At 51.6% G+C, this 26,545-nt stretch carries 26 protein-coding genes; 7 read left to right on the top strand and 19 right to left on the bottom strand.

Annotation, left to right across the window (positions count from 1 at the left end; all coding sequences use genetic code 11):
* Positions 1-129: 129 nt before the first annotated feature.
* From PP769_RS08885 to PP769_RS08875, 3 genes are all read left to right on the top strand, one after another.
* Complete coding sequence (locus tag PP769_RS08885) at positions 130-1,656, top strand: YifB family Mg chelatase-like AAA ATPase (RefSeq protein WP_312646729.1); 1,527 nt, start codon at positions 130-132, stop codon at positions 1,654-1,656.
* Between the two features lie 18 nt (positions 1,657-1,674).
* On the top strand, positions 1,675-1,890 hold the full coding sequence (locus PP769_RS08880; RefSeq protein WP_312646727.1) for a hypothetical protein: 216 nt from the start codon (positions 1,675-1,677) through the stop codon (positions 1,888-1,890).
* 355 nt (positions 1,891-2,245) lie between these two features.
* Positions 2,246-2,680: a hypothetical protein gene (locus PP769_RS08875; RefSeq protein ID WP_312646726.1), complete on the top strand. Its 435-nt coding sequence runs from the start codon at positions 2,246-2,248 to the stop codon at positions 2,678-2,680.
* A gap of 64 nt (positions 2,681-2,744) precedes the next feature.
* Here the strand turns inward: PP769_RS08875 and PP769_RS08870 are convergent, their stop codons facing one another.
* From PP769_RS08870 to ltaE, 3 genes are all read right to left on the bottom strand, one after another.
* Complete coding sequence (locus PP769_RS08870) at positions 2,745-2,951, bottom strand: hypothetical protein (protein WP_312646725.1); 207 nt, start codon at positions 2,949-2,951, stop codon at positions 2,745-2,747.
* Positions 2,952-3,003: 52 nt separating this feature from the next.
* On the bottom strand, positions 3,004-3,252 hold the full coding sequence (locus PP769_RS08865) for a hypothetical protein (protein ID WP_312646724.1): 249 nt from the start codon (positions 3,250-3,252) through the stop codon (positions 3,004-3,006).
* A 67-nt stretch (positions 3,253-3,319) separates the two neighbouring features.
* Positions 3,320-4,360 (bottom strand): low-specificity L-threonine aldolase, encoded by a 1,041-nt coding sequence (ltaE, locus tag PP769_RS08860; protein WP_312646723.1) that lies wholly within the window; start codon positions 4,358-4,360, stop codon positions 3,320-3,322.
* 100 nt (positions 4,361-4,460) lie between these two features.
* Here ltaE and PP769_RS08855 point away from each other — a divergent pair, with 100 nt between their 5' ends.
* On the top strand, positions 4,461-5,315 hold the full coding sequence (locus PP769_RS08855) for an SDR family oxidoreductase (protein WP_312646721.1): 855 nt from the start codon (positions 4,461-4,463) through the stop codon (positions 5,313-5,315).
* A gap of 60 nt (positions 5,316-5,375) precedes the next feature.
* On the opposite strand, the gene PP769_RS08850 is transcribed toward PP769_RS08855, so the two are convergent.
* The 7 genes from PP769_RS08850 to purH form a co-directional block, all read right to left on the bottom strand.
* Positions 5,376-5,738, bottom strand: a complete 363-nt coding sequence (locus PP769_RS08850; RefSeq protein WP_312646720.1) for a VOC family protein — start codon at positions 5,736-5,738, stop codon at positions 5,376-5,378.
* An 8-nt stretch (positions 5,739-5,746) separates the two neighbouring features.
* A complete protein-coding gene (locus tag PP769_RS08845) occupies positions 5,747-5,938 on the bottom strand; it encodes a hypothetical protein (RefSeq protein ID WP_312646719.1) in 192 nt (63 codons plus the stop codon).
* Between the two features lie 114 nt (positions 5,939-6,052).
* Positions 6,053-6,664, bottom strand: coding sequence for a class I SAM-dependent DNA methyltransferase (locus PP769_RS08840; RefSeq protein WP_312646718.1), 612 nt, complete (start codon positions 6,662-6,664; stop codon positions 6,053-6,055).
* A gap of 506 nt (positions 6,665-7,170) precedes the next feature.
* Entirely contained in the window at positions 7,171-7,611 is a 441-nt protein-coding gene (locus PP769_RS08835; protein ID WP_312646716.1) for a hypothetical protein, read from the bottom strand.
* 73 nt (positions 7,612-7,684) lie between these two features.
* Positions 7,685-8,332 carry an L-threonylcarbamoyladenylate synthase gene (locus tag PP769_RS08830; protein ID WP_312646714.1) on the bottom strand — a complete coding sequence of 216 codons (648 nt, stop codon included), beginning with the start codon at positions 8,330-8,332 and terminating at the stop codon, positions 7,685-7,687.
* 17 nt (positions 8,333-8,349) lie between these two features.
* A complete protein-coding gene (purD, locus tag PP769_RS08825) occupies positions 8,350-9,624 on the bottom strand; it encodes a phosphoribosylamine--glycine ligase (protein WP_312646713.1) in 1,275 nt (424 codons plus the stop codon).
* Positions 9,625-9,846: 222 nt separating this feature from the next.
* Positions 9,847-11,403, bottom strand: a complete 1,557-nt coding sequence (gene purH / locus PP769_RS08820) for a bifunctional phosphoribosylaminoimidazolecarboxamide formyltransferase/IMP cyclohydrolase (protein ID WP_312646712.1) — start codon at positions 11,401-11,403, stop codon at positions 9,847-9,849.
* A gap of 562 nt (positions 11,404-11,965) precedes the next feature.
* Here purH and PP769_RS08815 point away from each other — a divergent pair.
* The 3 genes from PP769_RS08815 to PP769_RS08805 all read left to right on the top strand — a co-directional run bounded on the left by PP769_RS08815 (position 11,966) and on the right by PP769_RS08805 (position 14,844).
* Positions 11,966-12,622: a hypothetical protein gene (locus PP769_RS08815; RefSeq protein WP_312646710.1), complete on the top strand. Its 657-nt coding sequence runs from the start codon at positions 11,966-11,968 to the stop codon at positions 12,620-12,622.
* A gap of 360 nt (positions 12,623-12,982) precedes the next feature.
* On the top strand, positions 12,983-13,768 hold the full coding sequence (locus PP769_RS08810) for an ankyrin repeat domain-containing protein (RefSeq protein ID WP_312646708.1): 786 nt from the start codon (positions 12,983-12,985) through the stop codon (positions 13,766-13,768).
* A 197-nt stretch (positions 13,769-13,965) separates the two neighbouring features.
* A complete protein-coding gene (locus tag PP769_RS08805) occupies positions 13,966-14,844 on the top strand; it encodes an EamA family transporter (protein ID WP_312646707.1) in 879 nt (292 codons plus the stop codon).
* 55 nt (positions 14,845-14,899) lie between these two features.
* Here the strand turns inward: PP769_RS08805 and PP769_RS08800 are convergent, their stop codons facing one another.
* The 9 genes from PP769_RS08800 to nuoF form a co-directional block, all read right to left on the bottom strand.
* Positions 14,900-16,381 (bottom strand): NADH-quinone oxidoreductase subunit N, encoded by a 1,482-nt coding sequence (locus tag PP769_RS08800; protein ID WP_312646706.1) that lies wholly within the window; start codon positions 16,379-16,381, stop codon positions 14,900-14,902.
* Positions 16,378-17,952 (bottom strand): NADH-quinone oxidoreductase subunit M, encoded by a 1,575-nt coding sequence (locus PP769_RS08795; RefSeq protein ID WP_312647044.1) that lies wholly within the window; start codon positions 17,950-17,952, stop codon positions 16,378-16,380. Before PP769_RS08795 ends, PP769_RS08800 begins: the two co-directional genes overlap by 4 nt.
* Before the next feature lie 85 nt (positions 17,953-18,037).
* The gene (gene nuoL / locus PP769_RS08790) at positions 18,038-19,939 is read right to left on the bottom strand and encodes an NADH-quinone oxidoreductase subunit L (RefSeq protein ID WP_312646705.1); all 1,902 of its coding nucleotides are present in this window, start codon (positions 19,937-19,939) and stop codon (positions 18,038-18,040) included.
* A 4-nt stretch (positions 19,940-19,943) separates the two neighbouring features.
* A complete protein-coding gene (nuoK, locus tag PP769_RS08785; protein ID WP_312646704.1) occupies positions 19,944-20,249 on the bottom strand; it encodes an NADH-quinone oxidoreductase subunit NuoK in 306 nt (101 codons plus the stop codon).
* A complete protein-coding gene (locus tag PP769_RS08780) occupies positions 20,249-20,767 on the bottom strand; it encodes an NADH-quinone oxidoreductase subunit J (RefSeq protein WP_312646703.1) in 519 nt (172 codons plus the stop codon). Before PP769_RS08780 ends, nuoK begins: the two co-directional genes overlap by 1 nt.
* 75 nt (positions 20,768-20,842) lie before the next feature.
* Positions 20,843-21,382 carry an NADH-quinone oxidoreductase subunit NuoI gene (nuoI, locus tag PP769_RS08775; protein WP_312646702.1) on the bottom strand — a complete coding sequence of 180 codons (540 nt, stop codon included), beginning with the start codon at positions 21,380-21,382 and terminating at the stop codon, positions 20,843-20,845.
* Positions 21,383-21,396: 14 nt separating this feature from the next.
* The gene (nuoH, locus tag PP769_RS08770) at positions 21,397-22,470 is read right to left on the bottom strand and encodes an NADH-quinone oxidoreductase subunit NuoH (protein ID WP_312646701.1); all 1,074 of its coding nucleotides are present in this window, start codon (positions 22,468-22,470) and stop codon (positions 21,397-21,399) included.
* 51 nt (positions 22,471-22,521) lie between these two features.
* On the bottom strand, positions 22,522-25,212 hold the full coding sequence (gene nuoG / locus PP769_RS08765; protein WP_312646700.1) for an NADH-quinone oxidoreductase subunit NuoG: 2,691 nt from the start codon (positions 25,210-25,212) through the stop codon (positions 22,522-22,524).
* Between the two features lie 11 nt (positions 25,213-25,223).
* Positions 25,224-26,531 carry an NADH-quinone oxidoreductase subunit NuoF gene (gene nuoF / locus PP769_RS08760; RefSeq protein WP_312646699.1) on the bottom strand — a complete coding sequence of 436 codons (1,308 nt, stop codon included), beginning with the start codon at positions 26,529-26,531 and terminating at the stop codon, positions 25,224-25,226.
* Positions 26,532-26,545 lie beyond the last annotated feature (14 nt).

Here is a 26,545-nt window from a genome sequence, read left to right as displayed (position 1 = left end):
CGGCAGGAACCCTCAGCGGCCAGCAGGCCGAATCCGCCAAATGATTTGGTTGTAGTTTCAAAAAAAACGTGATTTAGGATCCGTGAATGCACAGCCACCACAGGTCGAAATCGAATAGATAAGACAAGCATGTTAGCCAAAATTCAAAGTGTGGGATTGGTGGGCTTAGAAGCCAATCTCATAGAAATTGAGGTGGATATAGGTGGAGGCCTTCCACAATTTTCCATCGTGGGGCTACCCGATGCAACCGTTCGTGAAAGCCGGGACCGGGTTCGATCCGCACTCAAAAACACGGGGTTCCATTTTCCTGCCAAAAAAATCACCGTCAATTTGGCGCCGGCCGGATTAAAAAAGGAAGGGGCAGGTCTTGAGTTGGGAATTGCCATCGGCATTTTGGTAGCCGAAGGGGTTCTGTCACAAGACGCCGTCACCTCCTATATTTTTGTTGGAGAACTGGCATTGGATGGCAGAATCAAAGCGGTACCCGGGGCGCTATCCATGGCTATTGCCACTCATCACCCCTTTTCATTGATCCTGCCTCACGACAATGCTTCGCAGGCTGCCGTGGTCGACCACGCCACCGTGTTTGGCGTTTCGACCCTCCCTCAGGTGGTGGAATTTCTCCAGAAGGCGCTCACTCTCCTTCCTGCAAAAAATACCTTTCCCCTCGTGCAACCCGGACTCTCCTCCACTGAGGAAGACTTTGCCGATGTGGTGGGACAATATCAGGCCAAACGTGCCCTGGAGGTGGCTGCCGCAGGCGGGCACAATCTTCTCATGGTAGGTCCGCCAGGATCAGGGAAAACCATGTTAGCCCAACGGTTAACAGGTATTCTTCCACCCATGAGCTTTCAGGAATGTTTGGAAGCCAGTCAGGTTCACAGTGTGGCGGGAAACCTTCCACCTCATGCGGCCCTCCTCGCTTATCGCCCCTTTCGTGCCCCCCATCACACCATTTCAGAAGCCGGCCTGGTTGGAGGAGGATCCATCCCCCGTCCCGGAGAAGTCTCTCTGGCACATCATGGCGTCCTTTTTTTAGATGAAGCCTTGGAATTTAAGCGGTCGCTCTTGGATAGCTTACGCCAGCCACTGGAAAATGGAACTGTCACACTGACCCGCGCACAGGCCAGCTTCACCTTTCCCGCCAAACTTATGTTAATCGTCGCGATGAATCCCTGCCCATGTGGATATTGCGGAGACTCCACCCATGAATGCGTCTGTACGCCCTATCACATTCAACGGTATCGAAGCCGTCTATCCGGTCCACTCCTTGATCGGCTGGATATTCACATCGAAGTCCCCGCAGTCCCTGTCAAAGAGCTCTCAGGCAGCAAAACCGGTGAAGCCTCTTCAGCCATTCGTCAACGAGTGATCCAGGCCCGACATCGTCAAATCGACCGCTACCGCGCTGAGCAGACTCTAAACAATGCACAGCTTAAGCCTCGCTTGCTCAAAAAATATTGCCAACTGGATCAAGCCGGAAACACTTTGTTGGATCAAGCCGTCACCCGCCTGGGATTGTCCGCACGTGCCTATGGCCGGATTTTACGTGTGGCCCGAACTATTGCCGACTTAGGAGAATCGGTTATGATTTCACCCACACATGTCGCTGAAGCAATTCAGTACCGAACATTAGATCGACCCATTCTGGCATAATTGGCATAAGGACATTTCATGGAATCGTTTAAAGTATTTCGATGGTGGTTCATGATTGGCGCCCTCATGGCACTGGCTGTCATCATGATTCAAGGCGGGATTCGGGATCTAATGTTGGCTAATGAACCTATATGGGAAATTAAACTGGTCGAATTGGGACCGCCGATCTTTGGAGGAGGACTCTTGGGTGGGTGCATTGCCCTCATCCTGAATCGAATCAAGGATAAGTCCTAACTCCAGTTACGTGTGACAGCCTCCCCGTATTCTCTCCCACACATCCCAAGCTCCTCGCCGTTTCAAGGAATGCTCAAAACTTGACCTGAGCTTGGCCAAAGAATGGCGAGTTCAGCCCTGTTCCGAGGCTTCTCGAGAAAAAGCCGCAGTCCGCTAGGACGAGCGGAGCGCACGGAGGAGTATGTGAGCAGGGGCAAGCGGCCAATACGCACCCCCTAAAAGCATTTCGAGGTACCCCACGTGTTTTCAACACTCCCCAAGAAACATTTCCTCTAGCCACCAGCCTGATCCGGTCAGTACAATACGGGTCAGTTTTTGAGTCTATTCACTGAAGAACAAAGGAGGCATGGTGGGCATGGATGTGAAAGTCGGACCGCATTGGTACCGCAATTCCAATGGAATTGTAGAAATTGACGGACTCCCCCAAATTGAAATGCAGCTCCGAAAAACCGGAGGAACCCCTGTTCGAGTCAATTTTGCCATTTTCGATAAAGTTGGAAAAATGCACGCAAAGATAGAAGCCAACTCCCTGGTCATTAACGAACAAGGGGCCTATCAACTGGAACGATTGGAGAACGGCATAATTTTATCCAACAGAGGAGACAAGAAACGGGTCCTGGCCATTAATGTGACTGGCACGGACCAGGTGGAAATACCGGAAGGCGAATTCTATACGCTCAAAGGGCATCTCCTAAAGATTACGCCCCATGAATGGTCAGTGGAAAAAACCACGAAACAGTCAGGCGAGACAGACATGAAGGGACAACCCGTTGCGGTTGGTTCTCAGTAAATGCGTCAGGGAAACATGGCGTCGTTGAGGCTAAACGCTTGTCTTCCCCACACGATCACGGTCGCTAAATTTCAGCCGACGGGGCGTGGCATCGCCCTTCACAAATTGCACACATTCGTCCGCGGACGCCGTCCCCGACCATGGCCGGTCCCAATGAACTGCAGAGGTCCAGCGCCACAACATCTGACCCTTGATACGTCCACAAGCGGCCACACTCCTGACAACAGTACCAAATGGTATACCCAGGCCACTCACGATCACGCACAGCCATGAGTACGGTCTCCTTTGCCTACCTGTTGGTTACACGTTTTGACTAATCGGACTTAATCATCCGGCATTTCCGCCTGAATCTTTTCAGGCAGTGTCTGCACCCAATCATCGAAGGGCAGATCGGCATCAACAACAATTTCCAGCTTGCCATTGGACAACCGACGAACCACCCCTGGACTTGCCGGGGCCAGGGGAATTTCCACTGCCTCCCGGGAAATATCCAACTCATCCGTCACTTCTAAAATTCTCGTGATATGCTGAAACGAAACCGTATCCAATAAACTCACGTTGGCTCCCTTCATCAAGCTAATCAATAGAAATTGTAGGAACTGTCCCTGACCCTGTCAACGAACTCAGGGGTGGCGACATTCACCCCGCGGCTGAAAAGACCTGCCTGAAGACCCGCCCGGCCGCAACCATATCTTCATGATTGACATCCAAATGCGTCACCACCCGAAACGCCCGATCCCCCATGGCATTCAACAGGACTCCGGCCTCCCGGCAGTCCGCTAAAAGCTTGTCGGTCGTTTTAGAAGAATGGGGGACCTGAAACATCACCATATTGGTCTCCACTGCCTTGACATCAACGACCACACCCGGGATGTCCTCTAAGAGTGTCGCCAGATAATGTGCATTCACATGATCCTCAGCCAATCGGACAATATGATGCTCAAGTGCATACACACCCGCAGCGGCCAGAATGCCCACCTGCCTCATCCCCCCGCCAAACACTTTGCGAAGACGGCGCAATGTTTGAACACGTGCCGCATCGGACACCACCATCGACCCGACGGGAGCCCCCAAACCTTTCGACAAACAAAAGGACACCGTATCAAATGGACGAGCATAGTCAGCAGCCGCCACACCGGTTGAGACCACGGCATTGAACAACCGAGCACCATCCAAATGCAGGGCCAGCCCATGGGTGCGGGCCACCTCTGCAATTTGATGAATGACCTCCAAGGAATAAATTGATCCTCCACCCACATTATGGGTCTGCTCCAGACACACCAACGTGGTTGGAGGGTTATGAAGTCCCTTCGGCCGGATGGCCGCTTCGACCGACTCCGGCGAAAGGCGACCGCGATGACCCGGCACGCAAACCAATTGGACCCCGGAGAGCGAAGACGCCGATCCTCCTTCATAGCGAATGAGATGGGATGTACTATCCACGATCACTTCATCACCGGGCCGCGTGTGCAATCGGAGAGCCAATTGATTGCCCATCACCCCGGATGGCACAAAGACCGCGGCCTCCTTGCCTAACATTTCAGCGGCCAGGGCCTCCAATCGATTCACGGTCGGATCTTCTCCATACACATCATCGCCCACCTCGGCCTGAGCCATCGCCTCCCGCATAGCGGGTGTCGGTTTCGTCACGGTATCACTGCGCAAATCAATCTTCTGCATGAGCCGATTCCTTCCAAAAATATTGACACTGTCGGTATTCTAAGGAACCGTCTTTCATCACACAAGATTTTCCTTTTGGCATTGGTCTACAATGCGGGCGATGAAAACACGTCTCCTCGTCACCGGCGGAGCGGGCTTTTTAGGAAATCACCTCCTACGTCGGGCCAATCAATTTGTCGCAGCCGGAACGCTGCACGTTACGCCCTCCACATCCCTTCCCGGCGTAACCTTTCATGTGTGTGATCTCCAAAGCCCTGAGGAAGTTCGAGTCCTCATGGATCGGGTGCAACCAGACGTCATGATTCACACCGCCTGCTCGGAGCAGGGAAAAGGAATTGATGCGATCCTCCCTGCAGCAGGACTCCTCGCCATGCAATCAGTAGAGCGAAACATTCGCTTCATTCACCTCTCGACCGATCAAGTCTTTGATGGGACTTCGGCGCCCTATACCGAAGAGAGCCCCACGAACCCCATCAACCCCTACGGTAAGGCCAAAGCCCAGGCGGAAGAACTCATCCGCTCCCTGAATCCGAAGGCCACCATCGTCCGCACCTCATTGCTCTATGATCTGCGCACGCCGGACCGCCAGACGACACGCTTAATCGAGTCCACAAAAGCCGGCGAACAGTACCGCTTGTTCATAGATGAACGTCGTTGCCCTATCTGGGTGGAAAATCTTGCCGAAGTATTACTGGAAGTCGCCACCAAAGATGTGCCAGGAATCGTACATCTCGGGGGCCCTGAAAGCCTGAACCGGTGGGACTTGGGTATGGGATTGCTCCAGCACTTTGGGATCGCGGAGACATCGAATATTCAAATGGGAACCATCGAGGAATCAGGACTGATCCGCCCCATGGATCTCACCATGGACTCCTCTCGAGCCAAACAGGCTCTCGAAACGCCTTTGCTCTCGCTCCAAAAAGCCCGCAGGATGGCAGCCACATCCAAAATTTGAATTTCTATTTTCCATAACTCCAATTCCAGAAGACTCCTAAAAACATGGGCCTATCAGCTGTTAGGCCTTTCGTTTATGTATGCCAAGCTTGTTCCCGTCGGGGTCCAGGATAATCGCTGCCCGGCAGTGAGGGAGGTCAAAAGGCTCAAGGGCGAAGTGCACGTCATAATGCCTGAGGTGTTCTATCGTCTTGTCGAAATCGTCCACTTCCAGCACAAGCTGAGGACCGTCGCCCGATGGCTTCAGGAATGGTTCTTTGCCGATGGCCAGCGTGTGAGGACCGATCTCATATTCGACCCAGAATCCGTCTGCCAGATCCATGGAAGTCGCGCTAGTGAGCCCGAGAACGCCCTCATAAAAGGCACGGGACCGCGCCAGATCCGTGGCCGGATATACAATAAAAGCAAATTCAACAATCTTCATTGGCGGTGTCAAATCCGGTGATAGCTCAACAGAGTCTGCGGCTGAATGGTGGGCAGGAGGCCCGTCGATTCGAGCCGCACGTTCGGCTGCTGCAGACGGCGGACAAACAGTCCTAGGCGCGAACTCTGTTCAGCCGCCAGATCATCAATTCCCCCTAATCCCCCATCGAGCAGCCACGTCCCCTTCAACCTCTTCAGCACTCCGTCCGCCACCTGCGAGGGCTTGCAAGTGTGAAGTGTAAGCTACCCGTCTCCGAGCAACGTGAGGAGCACCTGGACAAGGGGAGCGAGGGCCAGGTCAGCTTCACAGGTTTGTTAGGCCGCGGGTGCGACATCATAGGTTGCGAGCCACACGGTGTGCTTGCCGCATGCTGGATCTTCTGCCATGTACGCTCTCACGACGAACCCGTTGGTCGCGAGCAGCTGCTCATACTCCGCAGGTCCGAGACTCGCGTGGTAGAGTGGTTCCTCGCGGTAGGTGCCGATCGCCTCACCTTCCGCAGGACCGCTCGTGAACATGAGCGGTGCACCTCGTTGAGCATGTTCGGCGAAGCGTCGAAACATCTTCCGTTGATCCTCCATGCCCAAATGAAAAAAGCTGTCCCATGCCAGGATGCCTTCGAACCGTCGGCCGACCTCGAACTGACGCATGTCAGCCACAAGCCACTCGGAGTCGGGAAAGCGCGCGCGGCAAAGCGCGATCATAGACGCCGAGGTATCCATGCCAGCGACGCGAAACCCGCGATCGATTAGGTATCGTGCGATTGGCTCGCCCATCCCGCAGCCCAGGTCGAGAACTGTGCCTCCGGAACGCACCTTGACCAGAAACCGATCCAGCCACATGCGTTCCTGAAGGGATCGACCGCGGTCGCGATCATAGATCGGCGCATGTCGCTCGTATAGATCAATGACGGCGTCTTTGCACATAGTCGACGGATTCTCCAATATCAGGACTGCGGTCTAATGTAAAGTTGAGGGGGCGCCGTTTTTGGCGCGTCCCTCTCGAACAGAATGTTAGGTTGCGACGATTGGTTTCGCGGCAAAGAACCTCAAGCGAACGCAATCTGCCTCCCAATTGCCATTTGCATCACACCGCATGGGACCCGGTGCTTCTCCTAGCCCGAGCGCTTGGCAGAGCAGGTGATATGTGAGGGAGATCAAACCAGGCATCAGGATCTCTCGCCGAAAGGAACTCGGCTGCATCGAGATGTTGGTTGCCATACTGCATAAACTCGATACCGGGCATTAGGACGTTGGCTGGTTTTATCTCGACTACGATTCCACGCATGGGGCGGTTTCACTGACGCCTAACCATTGAGATATTGGCCGTATAGCCCACCGGCTTATGCAGTCTATCCGGCTAAGCCAATATCCGTGTGACTGAGATCCCTTCCGGCTTCTCATATCTTAATTTAGTTTGAGATAGTTCCATTTTAGCCAAAAACAACTTCTCGGGCCCCGGCATTTTCCGCGGATTGCATGAGCACAACACGCTCATATCCTCCGAAAATCTCCGATAATGGGTTTCCAAGGACAAATATCACCTTAGGTCGGACTAAAGCCAGCCGCCCTGCTAATTGGGTGAAGCCAAAATGTAAAAACATTTCTAAAGCATTCGTTTTGTCCAAACCCTTAATTACAATTCGTTTACCATCAAAGAGATCAATGCGTTCAAAAGGTTCGCTGAGATCAGTGGATTTACCAATTGAAAGGACTCGCGGATTCCTAGAGTCGGCTGCCAGATATACCACAGGTTCTAGCCGTAAGCTTGCGTCTCCGGAACGGAAAATGACAACGTCTTTGTTCAGAGTTATTTCAACTTCGTTTGCTGCAAATTTGTAAATCAAAAAATCAAGGAAGCCCACTGTTTTCATTCCTTAAATTACATTCTTGATGGTACAACCAATGGGTAAAAATGAAATTCAGGATTGAATGCTTTTTCCCTCATTATTCACGAAACCATAAAGACGGTTGGCCAAGAACCACTTCAATTTGCTTTCGGGTGACTGCACCATCTCTGAGGATGCAGAGTTCCGGTTCCAGTTGCAACACAGTGGAAGGTTGACCACCCGGCGCAGGTCCGCCATCGACGATCACATCAACCACTGTCCCTAATTGTTGCCTCACATGTCCCGCAGATTGCGCCGGCGGCTGCCCGCTTCGATTGGAGCTAGTGCCGGTGAGTGGACCGATGTGCGTCATAAGTTCGCAGACTCGTGGATCATTCGGCTGCCGGATGCCAACGGTTCCCTGCCCGCCCGTCAGGATAGGCGAAAGAGTTGAACGAGCCTGGAAAACCAACGTGAGCAACCCTGGCCAGAACTCTTCCATGAGTGTTCGAGCGACATCGGGGATAGCTTCCGTCAGTTGATTCAGTTGGGATAGGTCACCCACTAACACCGGAAAGGGTTTGTGGCTGCGTTCGCCTTTGATATCCATCAGCCGCTTTAATGCCATTTCATTGAAGGGACTGACCGACAGCGCGTAAAAGCTGTCGGTCGGCACAGCTAGGACTCCGCCATCCTGGAGACATTGCGCAACCTGATGAATCAGTTGAGGCGATGGAGGGGAATTGAGTGGGAGAACGGTGGCCATGGTAGGGGGCCCTTGAATCAGGATGGAACCTGCAGCACGCGGTGCCCGATGTCGGAACGGAAATACCGGCCTTCAAACTGAATCGGGGCGAGTGCCTGATGAGCATGATCTCTGGCACCGGCCAGGGTCGAATCAATCCCGGTTACCCCTAGGACCCTCCCGCCATTTGTGACAATCTTTTCATTGGCATAGGAGGTCCCGGCGTGAAACACTATGACCGACTTCGACTCTTTTTCCGGGAGGCCGGTGATTGGCAATCCCGTTTGATAGGACTCGGGATATCCGCCGGAGGTCAATACCACGCACACCGCTGCCTGATTGTGCCACTCCACCTGCAGTTGGTCCAAACGATGTTCGACCACGGCTTCCAGCACATCCAATAAATCTGTTTTTAAGAGTGGCAAGACCACCTGGGTTTCGGGATCGCCAAAGCGGGCGTTAAATTCCAATACATAGGGTTTGCCATCCTTCACCATAATCCCCGCATACAACACGCCATAAAAAGGACTCCCCACCCGGGACAACCCCGTGACCGCCGGAGACAAGACTTCGTCAAGAATACGCTGACGGAGTTCTGATGTTCCCAATGGGGCCGGCGCATAGGCCCCCATCCCTCCAGTATTCAGACCCGTGTCCCCTTCACCGATTCGCTTATGATCCTGGGCGGGGATCATAGGGATGACCGTTCCGCCATCGGCAAAGGCCATAACGGTGAGTTCCTCTCCCTCAAGAAATTCTTCCAGCACGACCCGGGCGCCGGCTACTCCAAATCGCTGCTCCTCCAGCATGCTGCGAACCGCCTCACGGGCGTCCGCCCTGGTTTGGCAAATGATGACCCCCTTCCCTTGCGCCAGGCCATCGGCTTTGACGACGATCGGGAGCGGGCAGGATTCGAGCCAGGTTAAAGCCGGTTTCAGTTGGTCAAATGTACGGGAAGAAGGGGTGGGAATTTTTTCCCGCACCATGAGTTCTTTGGCAAACGATTTGCTGGATTCAATAAGAGCCGCATTGCGAGTGGGGCCAAAAATCCGTAAGTGCGATTTTCGGAATTCGTCGGCGATGCCGAGGGAGAGCGGCAGCTCGGGTCCGACCACCGTGAGGTTGATCTCGTGGGTTTGGGCAAAGTGCTTAAGCCCTTCAAGGTCATCAACCTGAAGTGGCACACATTCGGCTACCTGGGCGATCCCCGCATTGCCCGGGGCACAAAAAAGTTTTCCCACACGTGGCGATTGGGCAAGCTTCCATGCGAGGGCATGCTCGCGGCCACCATTGCCTATGATTAATATGTTCACCGGAAAAATTTGTGCCTCCCGTCATCCCTTCAACATATGGGGGTCAGGAACATTGCCCCAGCTTGCTTACTTTTACCTCGGCTAGGCCCTGACAATCTCTTCCACCACCATTTCCTCAAGAATCCAGAAAGCCGAAAAGGGACGAAACAACAGTATAAAACACCTGCCAAGTCAGAACGCTTGAACTCTGGGAGATAATGAAAAGTGTCGAGGTTGGATTTGTTAATGACGGAAGTGGCGCATGCCCGTCATAATCATGGCCATCTTATGCTCATCAACGGCTTGGATGATCTCCTTATCCCGAATAGACCCTCCTGGCTGAATTACCGCAGTAATCCCTGCGCCTGCGGCGGCATCAATGCCATCACGAAACGGGAAAAAGGCATCGGAAGCCATCACGCACCCTTTGATGGGAAGATTCGCTTTCATTTGAGCCAATTTCACCGAATCAACCCGGCTCATTTGGCCGGCGCCAATGCCGACGGTTTGGATCTGCGTGGCAAAGACAATGGCATTGGACTTGACGTGCTTGCACACTTTCCAGGCAAAATCGCAGGCTTGATACTCGTGGTCGGTCGGTTGCCGTTCACTCGGCATGGATAAATCTCCCATCTCACGCAACGACCCCAAATCCCGGTCTTGCACCAAAATCCCGCCCACAATTTTTTTCATATCCAAGGCATCCCGTTGTGCACTTTCCAACGCACCCACCGCTAACAGCCTCAAATCTTTTTTCCGTTGAAGTTCAGCCAAGGCCTCTTCCGAAAATGCCGGCGCAATCAATACCTCCACAAACGTGGAGGTGATTTCTTTCGCCATGGCCAGATCGACGTCTCGATTACAGGCAATGACCCCGCCAAAGGCCGAGACCGGATCCGTTTCTCGGGCCCGCACATAGGCCTCCACCGGCATATCCCCGATGGCGACCCCGCAGGGATTATTGTGTTTGACGATGACGACCGCCGTTTCATCAAACTCCTTTACCAGTTCCAATGCCGCATTCGCATCTAAGTAATTATTATAGGACATGGCTTTGCCATGAAGTTGTTTGGCCTGGCAAAGCGAGGCTTCTTTGGTCTGCCGGTCCCGGTATACCGCACCGGCCTGATGCGGATTTTCTCCATACCGTAGATCTTCGACCTTTTCATACGACAGACACAACAACGAGGGGAATTTTTGCTCTGAGGTATCGGCTAACTTGGAGGTGAGATAATTGGCGATCAGGCTGTCATACCTGGCGGTATGGTCAAAGACTTTTTTGGCTAATTCGCGTCGCAAGCCTAAAGAGACCGTTCCCGACTGCAAGGCCTCCAAGACCCGCTCATAATCCTGAGGATCGACCACCACCAGGACATCCTCATGGTTCTTTGCCGCCGACCGGAGCATGGATGGTCCCCCGATATCAATGTTTTCAATGGCTTCTTCAAACGTACAGCCAGGCTTCGCAATGGTCGCTTCAAATGGGTAAAGATTGACGATCACGACATCGATGGGCTCAATTCCCTGCTCTTGCATTTGTCGCACATGCGCATCCACCGAACGCCGCCCTAATAACCCACCATGAATCCTCGGATGTAACGTTTTCACCCGCCCGTTCAAGATTTCCGGAAACCCGGTGTAATCTGCCACCTCGGTCACAGCAACCCCGGCGTCGCGGAGCATCTTGGCGGTTCCACCTGTTGACAAAATATCCGCATCAAGTGCCGCCAACCCCTTGGCCATTTTCTCTAGACCGGATTTATCGGATACGCTGATCAGCGCCTTCCCCAATTTTGCCATGTGTTCTCCTGCTACGCGTCTCTGTTGATGGGTAAAAAAAGGAAAGTCAGCTTAGCAAATGACCTGAGGAACTTCAACGAATCCTAAAGATTATGCCCTAAGGACCAGACCTTCTCCCGCTGGTTCGCCTATTCCACGTCCATGAAATTTTCCTTAGCCCATCTTGAGGTTTTGGTGTTTCAGTGTCCCTATTTTCATTTAAACCTCTTAACAGAAAGAGGCTGATTTTCATCCACAACATATTTCTTCATACACCCATAAAGCCAAATTCCGATTCTGCCGAAATAATATATTGAAAGCCGGCTCGAAATAATAGCAGAACCATCAGTTTGGACATCCCCTCTGTCTCCTTGGTTTCGGTAACAAAATTTTCTCATCACATGGTACGCGGAAAGGAGAGCCTTAAGTATCAGGGGATTGCTGCATGTTCTGCCTTATTCTAGACGCCGAAAACCACCTCCGGCTTAAGGTGACAAGTAAACTTGCAAAATTCTCACGAGTTAGACTCCATTTCGATCTTTAACAATACTGTAAGAACTCTCACAGTCATAAGGATTCATTGATGGATTTCGTCCTGATGTTCATAATGTTGGTGGTATATCTTGCACTCGGGGCCATTATGCTCACATTAAGCCTGAGTCCTAAAGCGAAAAACAAAAAAGAAGAACCCCAGATCCAGGGCACAAGTTTCATTCCATCACAAATGTTCATGAGTACCGATGGGCATGGAGGTATTGCTGTCAACGAACAAAATCTCAAAATTTGCCTGTTACATAGTCCTGCGGTCCCACCACGCTTGATTCATATTTCAAGCCTGGTCGGTTCATTCCTCGTAAAAAATGGAGAAGTCCTTAACGAAACGTTACGAACTGCCCCAAAATCCCTTATCTCATTTCAAAAACTCATGCAGGCGAACGCGGAAAGATTGATCAAGAGTTGGCAGACCTCCTCTTCCCAAAAAGACAACCAGCGAATCGACCTCATGGTGTGGATCCACGATGAAGACGAACCCTTCCATGTTGTCAATTTTCTCAATATGGAAACCAAAGAAGGGGGCATTCTCTTTGAAAAATCCCTAGGTACGGCAACACATTGGCACAAGGTTTTGGATGGTTTGATACTCCAAGCCGACCAACTGGCGTGTCTTCAGCAGGATTCGGATCTAGATGACACAGACCAGCCGACAAAGAACCCAGCTTTAACAAGCGCAGCTTCATAGATTCCGCCCTCCTGTCTCACCTGCCGTACCCCAGACTCCCTAGCCTCTCTTCCCCACTTCGGTAAATTCCTCATTGTTGCCTTCGTCAAGAACTTACAGAGTTGTCCGTACCCCCACCCATTCGTGAATACCGGGCCAGACTTACTCGGTTTTTTTCACGATTTCCAAAGGTCCTTGTAATTTTTGCAGCTTAGATTCCCCACGTAATCCACAAACACACCAAAAAGAGCGCGAGGAACGCCCCCTTCAAATGGGGAATGGTGTAGGCCACCGCTTTGACGTTCGCTACATCTTAATGCTCATTGGGCTCACCCCTGAGACCGTTTCCATTCATCTTTCAAGCAAAGAAACAGTTTTCTCATGCCGCAATCACGCGAACTCATCATAGTCAAATATGCGGTGGTATGTATTGGCATTCTTCTGTCCTATGCATTGGCATCAGAGTGGAACACCTTTTCTTTCTCCCAGGAACCTGATCTTTTTCAAGCTATTCAAAATCGCAATTTGCCCCTGGTTCAGAAGCTGGTCGTTCAAGGATCCGATGTCAATCAGCGCACTCCACAAGGAGCGACACCTCTGCATTTTTCCGCAAGATCCGGGCAATTTACGATTACTCGTCTTCTGTTACAAAAAGGAGCAGACCCTGAGGCAATTTATCAGTCCGAATGGATGCCTCTCCATTTCGCCGCGAAGGGAGGACATGTGGATATCGCCGATCTCCTCCTCCAGCACGGTGCGCCCGTAGATGGCTCTAAAGGAAACATCACGCCACTCCACATTGCCGTGCAAGAGCATCACCACCGGATGGCGTCTTTTCTGTTAGCTCGCGGCGCAACGGTCCAATCCTCATTTAAGGAAGGCTGGACTGCGCTGCACATCGCCGCACAAACCGGAGATGCCGACATGACTCGCCTACTTCTGGATTCCGGCGCGCCGATCGATGCCACCAATGCCATTGGCATCACACCCCTCCATTCTGCCGCTCTTTCCGGCCAACGGAATCTGACACACTATTTGCTGTCACGTGGAGCCACCTGTTCTCTTCCCTCACAACCACTCCAGAGCTCCACGTCTGCCACATCGGGTCAACTCTATGCGGCTCTTCAGGAAGTCTTCCAGCACTGTCCTAACCCCCTGGCTTCCTAGGTCTTCACCGTAAACCCCCTCACTCCGGCCCCATTTCCTATTCGATTCCACATCTTCCCGGAACTTCAGATGAAACCACTGGTGGCATCCAGGTATTCATTGTAAGATCCTGAACACGCATTCCTAGCTACGTGCATTCAGACAAAATTTGTGATCAATTATTTCACCTCGAAATCGTCTGAATTGGGGATCCCTGCATGAGCTGGATGTATTTTGCTCTGTTGGCGGCACTCACTGAATCTCTAAAAGACCTATTAAGTAAGCAGGGACTGCGATCCGTCTCACCTCAACTGGCGGCTTTAGCCGCTGGTGCGACTCCTATTCCCATACTTCTGAGCATTGTGCTGTTCACGGATTCAGTTCCTTTGCTGGGCCCCCGGTATGGGTGGGCACTGCTCATTGGAGGAACCCTGAATATCCTGGCCATGTTCCAATTCATGAGAGCCTTACAAAGTTCCGATCTTTCCTTGGCCATTCCCTTCGTTTCATTTACTCCTCTTTTTTTACTGATCACCTCCCCTTTCCTGGTCGGAGATATCCCAACGACACGGGATATCGTGGGCATCTTCTGTATTGTGGGGGGAGCATATGTCCTCCATATTCAATCAATACACCATGGTCTTTTTGCGCCATTATTCGCGATCTTCCGGGAACCGGGGCCAAGGCGAATGCTTTCCGTGGCGTTCATATATAGCCTCTCGTCGAATTTCGACAAAATCGGCGTGCAGAATTCCTCTCCCATCTTTTGGAGCCTCTCCATTTCCAGCGTGATGACCATCGGATTTGTGTTCTTGCTACGATTCCTGCCGGCACAGAATAATGCCGCTCCTCACCTGACCACTCTCGGCATCCTTTTGCTGATCGGCCTGTTTCAGACCATAGGCCTCCTCGTTCACAATACTGCTCTCAGCCTGGGACCGGTTCCCTCCGTCATCGCGGTAAAACGATCGAGTATTCTCTTTGCCGTCATGTGGGGTTTTTTATTTTTGAAGGAGAAATACGTAGGCGAGCGGTTGATTGGTGCAGCCTTCATGATGATCGGAGTTGTCGTATTAGGTTTCGAGCAACAGGACTAACCTTGTCAGCCCAACAACAAACCGAAATACAGGAGTTGAACCGCACAACCGAGAGTTATTTCAGGGAGAGGGAGGAAAGGTCTGCAACCGATACCAGCGGACCTGGAAAGATCCCGAGCAAAACCACACCGGCCACGGCGCAGGCCAACACAAACGATACCTGTGGAGAAAGGACCAATCGGGTATGCAATTCCTGTTCGGAGGATGGCTCACGCATATACATCACCATGACAATGCGCAAATAGAAAAAAGCTGAAATAGCGGCAAAGATCAATCCAATGATCGCCAGCCATGCCAAGCCGGCATTGACCGCCGCCATGAAAAGATACAGTTTCCCAATGAACCCGGCGGTGGGAGGAATGCCCGCCAACGACACCATAAAAACCAACATGAGAAACGCGCCACCCTTATGTCGCTTGGCCAATCCGGTGAAATCTTCTATTTCCTCGCCTTCCAGGCCACCCTTCCGCAAGATGGCCACCATGGAAAATGCCCCTATCGTCATAAACGAGTAAATGGCCAGATAGAGCATCAGGCTCGAAACGCCTTGAGACGAAACCGCCCCCTCGCTTCCGGCCCACCCGGCGACCACGACACCAATCAATGCATAACCCGCATGGGCAATACTGGAATAGGCCAGCATCCGCTTCACGTTGGTCTGAACAATGGCCACAAGATTGCCAAGGGCCACCGTGATAATGCATATGACCAGAATCAACATATTCCAATCCGGTTTAATTCCACCGAAGGCTTCCAGAAGAACACGGAGGAACGCGGCAAAGCTGGCCGCCTTGGAAGCCACCGCCATAAACGCCGTCACAGACGTCGGGGCCCCTTCATACACATCAGGCGTCCACATATGAAAGGGCACTGCCGCGACTTTAAATCCAAATCCCACGATCAGCAGCATGAGCGAAATAAAGACTAACGGGTCATCGATCCCGCGCCCATTGACCACGGCTGCGATTTCTACCAGCCTCGTACTTCCAGTGACACCGAAAATAATCGAAATCCCATAGAGCAAAATTCCTGAGGAAAAGGCTCCCAGCACAAAATATTTAGCCGAAGATTCGATTGACCGCAGCTCAAATCGCTTGAACCCGGCCATAATATAAAGGGTAATCGACATCAGTTCGATTCCAAGATAGATCGTGAGCAAATCAGCCCCCGATACCATCACCATCATTCCGGTCAATGCCAACAGGACAAATGCGTAGTATTCCGCGAGTTGGATCTTTTCCTCTTTGAGATACCCCATTGACAGTAAAATGGTCAGACCACTCACAAGATACAGCAACATTTTCCAAAATACCGCATACGAATCCACGACCACTAAATCACTAAAGGCCATCACCCGCTCACCAAAACCGCTCACCGTCACCACGCTGACTACCACGAGAATGCCGAGACTCATCCACGCCAGGAGATCTTTTTTGTGTGCAGGCGTAATAGGATCAAGAACGAGAATCAGACAGGCCATGCCCACAATAAGCAATTCAGGAAGAATGAGAACAAGATCGGCGAGAGGAAGCGTCATGGGGCAGCATCACCCTTCATGATGAGCCGATGCCCAGATGGCTCGGCCGTCATCGCCAGGGTGTGACCTCGGCCATCTCCCCCCTTCTGAACCATGACTGATGTAGATTGAGACGCGATGACCCTCGCCACGCTCGCATGCATCACATCCAGCAACGGTTTCGGATAGAGCCCGATCCAAAACACCAATACCACCAACGGAACCAGCATCCCGAATTCACGGATATTCAAATCAGTTAATTTAGGGAGCATCTGCGGAGAGGCCGGCCCATAAATCATCCGTTGCACCAAATACAAAATATAGGCGGCAGCCAAAATAATCCCCAAAGCCGCAAGGGTCCCTGTCAGCTTGCTCCAGGCAAAGGTTCCAACCAGGACTAAAAACTCTCCGACAAAACTGTTCATGCCTGGAAGGCCAACCGACGACAACGCAAAAATCACAAAAAATGTTGCGTATTTCGGCATTGCATTCGCCAACCCGCCATTATCGGTAATTTGCCGGCTATGCGTCCGTTCGTAAATGATGCCCACACACATAAAGAGCGCGCCGGTCGTAATGCCATGGTTGATCATCTGAAGGATCGCACCTTCTATACCCTGGGCATTTAACGCAAAAATTCCCAGGGTGACAAACCCCATGTGACTGACACTGGAATAGGCAATAAGTTTCTTAAGGTCCGCTTGTGCCAATGCCATATAGGCGCCATAAATAATGGCGATGACCGAGAGGGTCATGATGAAGGGGGTGTACGCAACCGAGGCATCAGGCAACATGGGCAAGGAAAATCGTAAAAACCCATAGGTTCCCATCTTGAGCAAGACACTCGCGAGAATGATGCTCCCGGCAGTAGGGGCTTCAACATGGGCGTCCGGGAGCCATGTATGAAAGGGAAACATGGGGACTTTCACCGCAAAAGCGGCAAAGAACGCCCAGAATAGGAGGGATTGCAAACCAGGAGCGTAGGACGCGTGCGTTAAAGCCAAAATATCAAAAGTTCGCCCACCTTCAAAAAACAGCACCAGAATCGCTACCAGCAGCAAGATACTCCCGGCCAGGGTATACAGGAAAAACTTGATAGCCGCATAGACCCGGTTCGGCCCACCCCATACACCAATCAAAAGATACATGGGAATCAGCATTGTTTCCCAAAACACATAAAACAGCACAAAATCCAAGGCCGCAAACACACCGATCGTCGCCGTCTCCATCACCAACAAACTGATCAGGAATTCTTTCATTCTGGTTTGAACCGACGTCCAGGAGACGAGGATACAAAGAGGAGTGAGAAAGGTGGTTAAGAGGACAAGCGGCATGCTGATCCCATCCACACCCAATGAATAATGAATGGCGGGAGAATCGATCCAGAGATGCTTTTCCACAAATTGCATGCCGGCCTGAGCATTGTCGAACGCAACCCACAGGGGCAATGAGACCAGCAAGGTCAGGATGGAAATCGTCAACGCAATAGCCCGTGAAAGTGCCTCCTGAGCGAGCAAGACCGCGACCACTCCGAGCAGCGGGAGAATCAGCACGATCGTGAGCCAGGGGATCCCTCCTGTGGGAATGACCATCTCAGTCACGATTGAAAGATCTCCTGCCATACGGTTGTCTGTTGAACCATCACGAGTATCCCATCATACATGTGGCCATCCCACACTAATAAAAAATCATCGCACCTAAAATAACCGCCGCGCCGACAGTCATGGCCAGCGCATAATTCTGTGCTTGTCCGCTTTGAAGTCTTCGCGTCACCCATCCTCCCCAGGCCACGGCTCGCGCCACTCCATTGACCGCACCATCAATCACCGCAATATCCACCCGTTTCCATAAACGATCCGCAAGATTCAATGTTGGCATGACCACGGTCCGGTCATAGGCTTCATCCACAAACCATTTATTCAAGGAGAACTGATACAGCGATCGCCACTGATTCGCCAAACGGTCCGGCAAGCCCGGCGACTTGACATAGACCCAATAGGCGCCCGCAATTCCTAATAGGCCCATTGCGGTGGCCGTCACCATCATGCCGATGGCTGCAGATCCTTCATGATGATCTCCACCATTCCCAGCAGCGGGAAATGCGGGAGCCAAAAATTCTGGAATTCCCATGTATCCTGCGAGAATACTCAGCACGGCAAGAATCAGAAGAGGAAACGTCATCGATTTTGACGGTTCATGCACATGCTTGGCATGGTGAGGATCCACTCGGGATTCTCCCCAAAATGTCACAAACACCAATCGAAAACTGTAAAAAGCCGTCATGAGAGCCGTTAATAATCCTAAGACGGCTAGAACTTTACCCAGACCACTAGCCATCCAGGCAGCCAGGAGTAATTCATCTTTACTAAAATATCCCGCAGTGAGAGGAAAACCGGACAATGCCAGGGCCCCGATGAGAAAGGTCCAATACGTCACAGGCAGCTTATCCCTGAGTCCACCCATATGTTTCATATCTTGTTCATGGTGAAGAGCAATAATCACCGACCCACACCCGAGGAATAACAAGGCCTTAAATGCTCCGTGGGTCAGAAGATGATACATTCCGGCAATATAGCCACCCAGCCCACAAGCCATCATCATGTAGCCGAGTTGACTGAGGGTGGAATAGGCCACAACCCGTTTGATATCGGTTTGCGTCAACGCGATGGTCGCGCCAATAAACATCGTGGCTCCCCCCACCACTGCCACCACATCCATGGCCACGGGAGAAAGGTTAAATAACGGAGCAAATCTGGCAACCATAAAGACTCCGGCGGTCACCATCGTCGCGGCATGAATAAGTGCGGATATCGGAGTGGGACCTTCCATCGCATCCGGCAACCATACATGCAGAGGCACTTGAGCAGATTTCCCGACTGCCCCAACGAATAAAAAAAGGCAGATCAAGGTCATCACCGATATTTCCCAATGACCTCCGACAGAACCAAGAAGATTCACCAGGCCACCAGACTTTTGATCCAACTGGGAAAACACCTCCTGATAGTGCAAACTGCCGAAGGTGACAAAGATCAGCAGAATACCCAACATGAATCCGAAGTCCCCGACTCGATTCACCAGAAACGCTTTGGTGGCCGCTGCCCTGGCTGACTCGCGCTCATACCAATGGCCGATTAACAGGTAGGAGCAAAGACCCACCGCTTCCCAAAAGACAAATAGTTGAAGGAAATTATCGGACATCACCAGCATCAACATGGAAAAGGTAAAAAGCGCGATATTGCTGAAAAATCTGGCGTAGCCCGGTTCTCCATGCATGTAACCAATCGTATAGACATGGACCAGCGAACTCACAATGGTGACAAGCAACAACATCGCGACCGTGAGCTGATCGATGAATAACCCTAAGGCAATATGAAGATTTCCCGAATCCGCCCAGGTATAGAGAGGTATCTGAAGCGTCTGACCACCCGCCACGTCGACAAGCGCCATGATTGAAAGAAGGAACGATCCCAGGACGGCTGGCACGGCCACCCAATGGCTTCGGTTTTTGATCCAATGGCCAAACAGCCCGAGGATGACAAAGGCCAGGAGTGGGAGGAGAGGAATTAAGGCGTAGAGCATCGCCTTACCATTTCAGCAACCGGAAGTCGTCAATGTTGGTACTGGCCGAATGCCGATAGAGCGCGATGATAATCGCCAGCCCTACCGCAACCTCCGCAGCAGCCACGGTAAGCGCAAAAAACACGAACACCTGTCCGGAAAGATTACCCAAATAGGAAGAAAAAGCCACAAAATTAATATTCGTGGCATTCAACATCAACTCAATGGATAATAAGATTATGATGATATTGCGACGAATGAGTACTCCCACCAACCCGATTGAGAATACAATTCCGCTCAGCACAAGGTAATAGCTCACTGGAACGTCCATTAACCCTTGGCCTCCAATATCCCCTTTTTGGTGAGAATAACCGCACCCACCATCGCCACTAAGAGAATGAGAGACGCAATTTCAAATGGAAATAGATATGTGGAATACAGGAGTTCACCGATCGATTCCGTATTGCCCTGAGTCAAATGGGTCGGTTCTCTCGGATCAGGGAGGTTCGCACCCAATGAGGATTCACCTTTCACCACGAGCAGGACCGCCTCTGCAAAGACCATACATCCCAGAAAAAGGCCTACAGTCAATTGGTGGTGAAAATGTACTTCACCCTTCAAATTGAGCAACATCACCACAAAAAGATAGAGCACCAGAATGGCGCCCGCATACACCAGGATCTGAATCACGGCCAGGAATTCCGCATGCAACGTGACAAAAAGCCCGGCGACGTGGAAGAACATGACCAGGAGCGCCAGAGCACTAAATACGGGACTCCTCAGGGCTACGACGAGAGCCGCCGTTACCACAATCACGCTGGCAAAATAGAAAAAAACTATCGTTCCCATCACCGGTTCATTCAAAAATTTTGGCGATATTCTTTAGCCGGCATGTGGACCGAGTGCACCGCCAGGCCATAATGACTACAGTTCTTTTTGCGGAATCTCTTTAAACCCTACGTTAAAATAGGCCACATTGGGATGTTGAAATTCGAGTCGCTTTTCCCGAACTGGAAAGTTGCGATCGCCAATAGCCAGAAGCTGCTCCTTATTTAATTGAAGCTGACGCTTATCATAGACCGCCCATTCATACTCCTGCGTCATGCCCAACGCATCAACCGGACAGGCTTTTACACACAGCCCGCAAAACAAGCATCGGGTCATGTCCATGTAATATTCCTTGGAATAGCGCTTCGTGGGTTCTCCCGGTACCTCGGCACTCACTACACGGATGACACGGGAGGGGCAAGCCGCCTCACATAAATCACATCCCACGCACTTCTCCGTTCCATCATCATAGCGCAGTAACGCCAACATACCTCGATAGTTAGACGGTAACTGTTTCTTCTCGTGCGGGTATTGTACGGTGATCGGCCTATAATGAAGGAAATGGGATAAGGTGGCCTTCATCCCTAACGCAATCTCATAAAATAGAAGCGTTTTGACCCACTCCTTGAGTTTCATACCATGCAACCTTCCTAGCTCCCAGGAAAAAGAAATGCAACAATCGACGTCACCACAATATTAGCCAACGCGATGGGAAGGAGAACCTTCCACCCGAACCGCATAAGCTGGTCATATCGTAATCGCGGTAATGTGGCCCGGAGCCAAAAAAAGAAAAAGAGAAAAAACGCCACTTTGAGGACAAACCACATGATGCCCTCAATCCAGAGGAGATGGCCCACCCCGATGTACTCCATAAGAGTGCCTGGATAGGGAGGATGCCAGCCACCAAAAAACAAGACAGTGGCCACGCAAGACACCAAAATCATATTGCCGTATTCGGCCAGAAAGAAGAATGCGAATCGCATGCCGCTATATTCCGTAAAGAATCCGGCCACCAACTCACTTTCCGCTTCCGGCAAATCAAACGGGGTTCGATTCGTTTCCGCTACTGCAGAAATTATAAACACGATGAACGCCAGGGCTTGAGGGAATCCCCCTCCCCCGAAAAAGTACCAGTTCCAAAATCCTCCTGCCTGCGCATTGGTAATCGTCACGAGACTTAAGGAGCTTGAAAGAAGCAACACACCGACAATTGAAAGCCCCACATTCAACTCATAACTAATCAATTGGGCCGCAGAACGCAGGCCTCCCAGAAGGGAATACTTACTGTTTGATGACCACCCGCCCAAAATAATGCCGTATGCACCGATTGAAGCAAACGCCAGGATATAGAGAACACCGATATTGATGTCGGTAATCACAAACGGTTTAAAATTGACGCCGCCGACATCAACCGTCCAATCCGGGCCAAACGGAATCACCGCGAATCCGATGAGGGCAGGAACTAATGACAACACCGGTGCCATGCTAAACATGAACTTATTCGCTCCGGCTGGGATGATGTCTTCTTTAAAAAAGAGCTTTAAGCCGTCGGCGACCGGTTGCAGGATGCCATAAGGCCCGACTTCCATGGGCCCCATCCGATCCTGCATCCAACCCAACACCTTTCGCTCCAGAAGGGTGAGTGCTGCGACAGTCAGAAGCACCGCCACCATCACCACGCCAATCTGGCTTAACGTTAAGGCTAATCGAATTCCCGTATCCATGCCGGAATCACTCCTCTCCTCTATATACCGACCCACATGCTGAGAACCGCCTCATGTTCCCACCACTTTTTCAACACGAACGCGAGTCACCTTGCAATAGGGCACCTGCGTTTCCGAATCAACACTATACGACAAGAGACGGCGGACCTCCTCATCAAAATGCTCGGGAAACATCACGACTCCCTGCGGGATTCGCTCACGAAGCCCGACCGGGGTGATCACCTCACCCAAACGATTGCCCACCTTCACGATGTCCCCTTCACCAATTCCACGTCGCGCGGCGTCTTCCGGATGCAGATAGAGTTTGCCAGTCGCTTCAACTTGCAGTAAGCCTTTGGCTTTTCGCGAAAATTTCCCGGAATGAAACAAGGATTGCGAAACCTGCAAGATCATGTCTTCCGCCCCAGCAGCGGCATCATCTGGCGGCAATTGATACCGCGTAGCGATATCCCGCTGATAATCGGTCTTGAGATATCGGGCGATGACCGTTGAATCCGGTTGAGCGGGCAAGGGGGCAGGGCCCAGGGTACGCGTACCGGGGAGAAGGTTATGGATCTCTTTGCCAATTTCCTTGACGTCTCCATATTCCATCGGATCATTCATCATCACCGACAGCGCGGAAAACACTTCCCAATCCGGTCGGCTCTCACCAACCAGATCAATGGCTTTTCGTACTGACTGAATATGCCCTTCCGTGTTGGTAAACGTTCCGTCCTTTTCCGCATAGGAACAGGCTGGCAGAACGACATGAGCTTGCTGGGCCGTTTCGGTGAGAAACAATTCCTGACACACCAGAAACTCAAGCTTCTCCAATGCCGAATGAATACCCGAGGACGGAGGCAAGGAGCCCAGGGGATTTTCACCAACCACAAACAAGGCTTTTAGTTTGCCGTGTTGCGCATCTTCAATCATCTGTGGAAGTGAAGAGCCTGGTGTTTCGGGAATTGGCCGACCCCACGCGTGCGCCAACCGTTTCCGCACGTCCGGGTCACCCAGAGATTGTCCACCAGGCAACACCGACCCGGTTCCTCCCATTTCAAAAGCTCCTTGATCATTATTTTCTTCTGCCAGGGGAGCAAGGCCACAGCCAGGCTTGGTGAGTTTTCCCGTTATCAATAACAAGTCCAACAAATTCATGGTCATTCCAAATCCACCCACCGATCGCAGAACTCCCGGTCCGACAAGAATGACGACCTTCTGTCCTTTGGCAAACACTTGGGCCGCTTGAGTTAACAAATCTGAAGCCAGGCCGGTTTGCACTTGAATCGCATCCGAGGACAGGGCCTTCAGTCTGACGGTTATGTCGTTGGCATAAGACCGGGCGTTGGCCTGAAGTTCCGGATCCACCAATTGCTGATCAACCACAGCTTTCAACATGCCCAAAACCGCCCCGGCATAGGCCGTCGGTTTGACCCCCAGATGATGGTGGGCGAGATTCACGATATTGCTGATGCTCCCAATAGCAGGTTCCAACGCTTCAATGGTGATGAGCTTCGCCCCTCGCCGCTTCACCGCTTCTTTGACCTTCAGCCCTGTAATGGGATTGGTTTCCGTAATATTGGTCCCGACAAGTAAGAGGGTATCTGCGGAGAGAATATCGTCATAGCTCACGGCCCAACGATGGGTGCCTTGCACTCGTTGCATGGCATGCACGGCATTCAGGTGGCCGTACCGCACACTACTATCAATCCGATTGGTCCCCACCACCCCGCGCATGAATTTCTGAAAAACATAGATATCTTCATTGGTACATCGTCCCGTAATTAATCCGCCAATCGCATCGGGCCCATACGTGGCTTTAATTTCCTTTAAACGCTGCCCCACCAACTCCAAAGCCTCTTCCCATTGAACCGACTGAAAATCGTTCCCTTGACGGATGAGGGGTGAGGTCAGGCGATCTGGATGAACGCTGACATGGTAGCCAAAATACCCTCGGGCACAGAGATCCCCATTATTCCGTCCGGCCCCGTGAGTGGAGTTCACTTCGATTAGGTCATTATTCTTGGTTTGAAAGGTAATTTGGCACCCATCTCCACAATAGCCACAAACCGATTCAGTCCGCTTTAGCATCCATGGACGAAATTCATACATAGAGACTCGACTGGTTATGGCTCCGACCGGGCATATCTGGATACATCCACCACAAAACTCACAATCCAGTTCGTGGGCCCCGAAAGCTTTAATTTCCGTCATGGTGCCGCGTCCCACAGGCGCCAGGGCTTTTACGTCCATGACCTGATCACAATAGCGCACGCATCGCAAACATTGGACGCACCGGTTCATCTGCGTTTCAATCAGCGGACTGAAATACTCCTTCGGAAAGACCCGTTTGAGTTCCTTAAACCCGCTGGTCGTCGCGGTATATTCATGGGAAAAGTCCTGAAGATCGCACCGCCCCCCTTGATCGCAGACAGGACAATCCAACGGATGATTGGCCAAAATAAAATCCAACACCGATTTACGGGCGTCCTGCACCACAGAGGAAGATGCTGATTTCACCACCATGCCTTCCGCCACTTGCGTACTACAGGAGGTTTGTAACCTGGGCATTTTTTCAATTTCCACTAAACACATCCGGCAATTAGCGTCTGGGGTCAGTTTCGGGTGATAGCAAAAGTGCGGCACCATGACCCCAACCTGCCGCGCAGCCTCAATGACCAGGGTCCCTTTGGCAACCGTTGCCGATTTTCCATCGATCGTCAACGTAATCATGTCTGTGGTTGGGGTTGGAGTTGTTGCCATTTTGGTTACACTCAATGCGTGAAAACTGGAATTTCCTTGTTGCGAGGCATCGTCTCTTGAGCCTCACGGATAAGGGCCTCATATTCCCCACGCCAATGCTGCAGCGTGCTCACGATGGGGGATACGGCCGCATCACCAAACGCACAGACCGTCCGGCCGGGGATATTTCCGCAGAGTTCATCAAGAACTCCAATATCTTCAGGACGCCCTCGTTTGTTCCAGATCCGCTGAAGAGTCTGAACCAGCCAGGAAGTTCCTTCCCGGCAGGGTGTACATTTCCCACACGATTCATGGTAGAAAAACTCCATCAATCGCAGAGCGGCCCAAACCATATTCGTGCCTTCTTCCATCACCGTGACACCGCCGGATCCCAGCATAGATCCCGCTAACGCCACTGACTCAAAATCCATTTTCACATCCAAATGATCAGGCGTCAGAAAGGGAGCCGATGCTCCTCCAGGAATAAAAGCCTTGAGGGGCTTATCCGATCGCATACCCCCGCCCAAATCATAAATCAATTCACGGAAAGTGATGCCCATGGGCGTCTCATAATTACCAGGCCGCTTCACATGTCCGCTTAAACAAAACACCCGCGTTCCGCAACTTTTCGGCGGAGAGCCGATCGAGGCAAACCACTCTCCCCCTCGATTGATAATATGAGGAATATTCGCCATCGTCTCGACGTTATTCACCACAGTGGGATTTTGATACAATCCATGCGTCGCAGGAAACGGCGGCTTAAAGCGAGGCATGCCCCGTTTGCCCTCTAACGATTCGAGAAGTGCCGTTTCTTCCCCACAAATATAGGCTCCGGCACCAAGGTGAACATAGATATTGATCGTCAACCCGCTCCCGAGAATGTTGTCGCCCAGATACCCGGCCGCATAGGCCTCCTGAAGAGCCTTCTCCAGAATCTTCGCGCCGAGACGAAACTCTCCCCGAATGTAGATGTAGGCCGTTTGTGCGCCAATAGCGAAACAGGTAATGGCCATCCCTTCCAGCATTTGATGAGGATCACGTTCCATAAGTTGCCGGTCTTTAAATGTTCCCGGTTCGCTTTCATCCGCGTTACAGCATAGATATTTAGGACCAGGATGATTCTTCGGAATAAACCCCCATTTTACGCCGGTGGGGAATCCGGCTCCCCCACGACCGCGAAGACCTGACTTTTTTACCACCTCAATTACCTGATCGGGCTGCATATCTTTGAGAACTGTCCGGAGAGCTCGATACCCACCGGCCCCTTCATAGTCGGCCAACGAACCGGTGTATCCCGGTTGTTCCATATTCTTCAATAAGATTTTTTCGTAAGTGGCCATAAAGACACTAATTC

The sequence above is a fragment of the Candidatus Nitrospira allomarina genome, assembly GCF_032050975.1.
Taxonomy (GTDB): domain Bacteria; phylum Nitrospirota; class Nitrospiria; order Nitrospirales; family UBA8639; genus Nitrospira_E; species Nitrospira_E allomarina.
The sequence above is the reverse complement of the archived record's forward strand: the minus strand, read 5'-3'. Positions and strand labels throughout refer to the sequence as shown.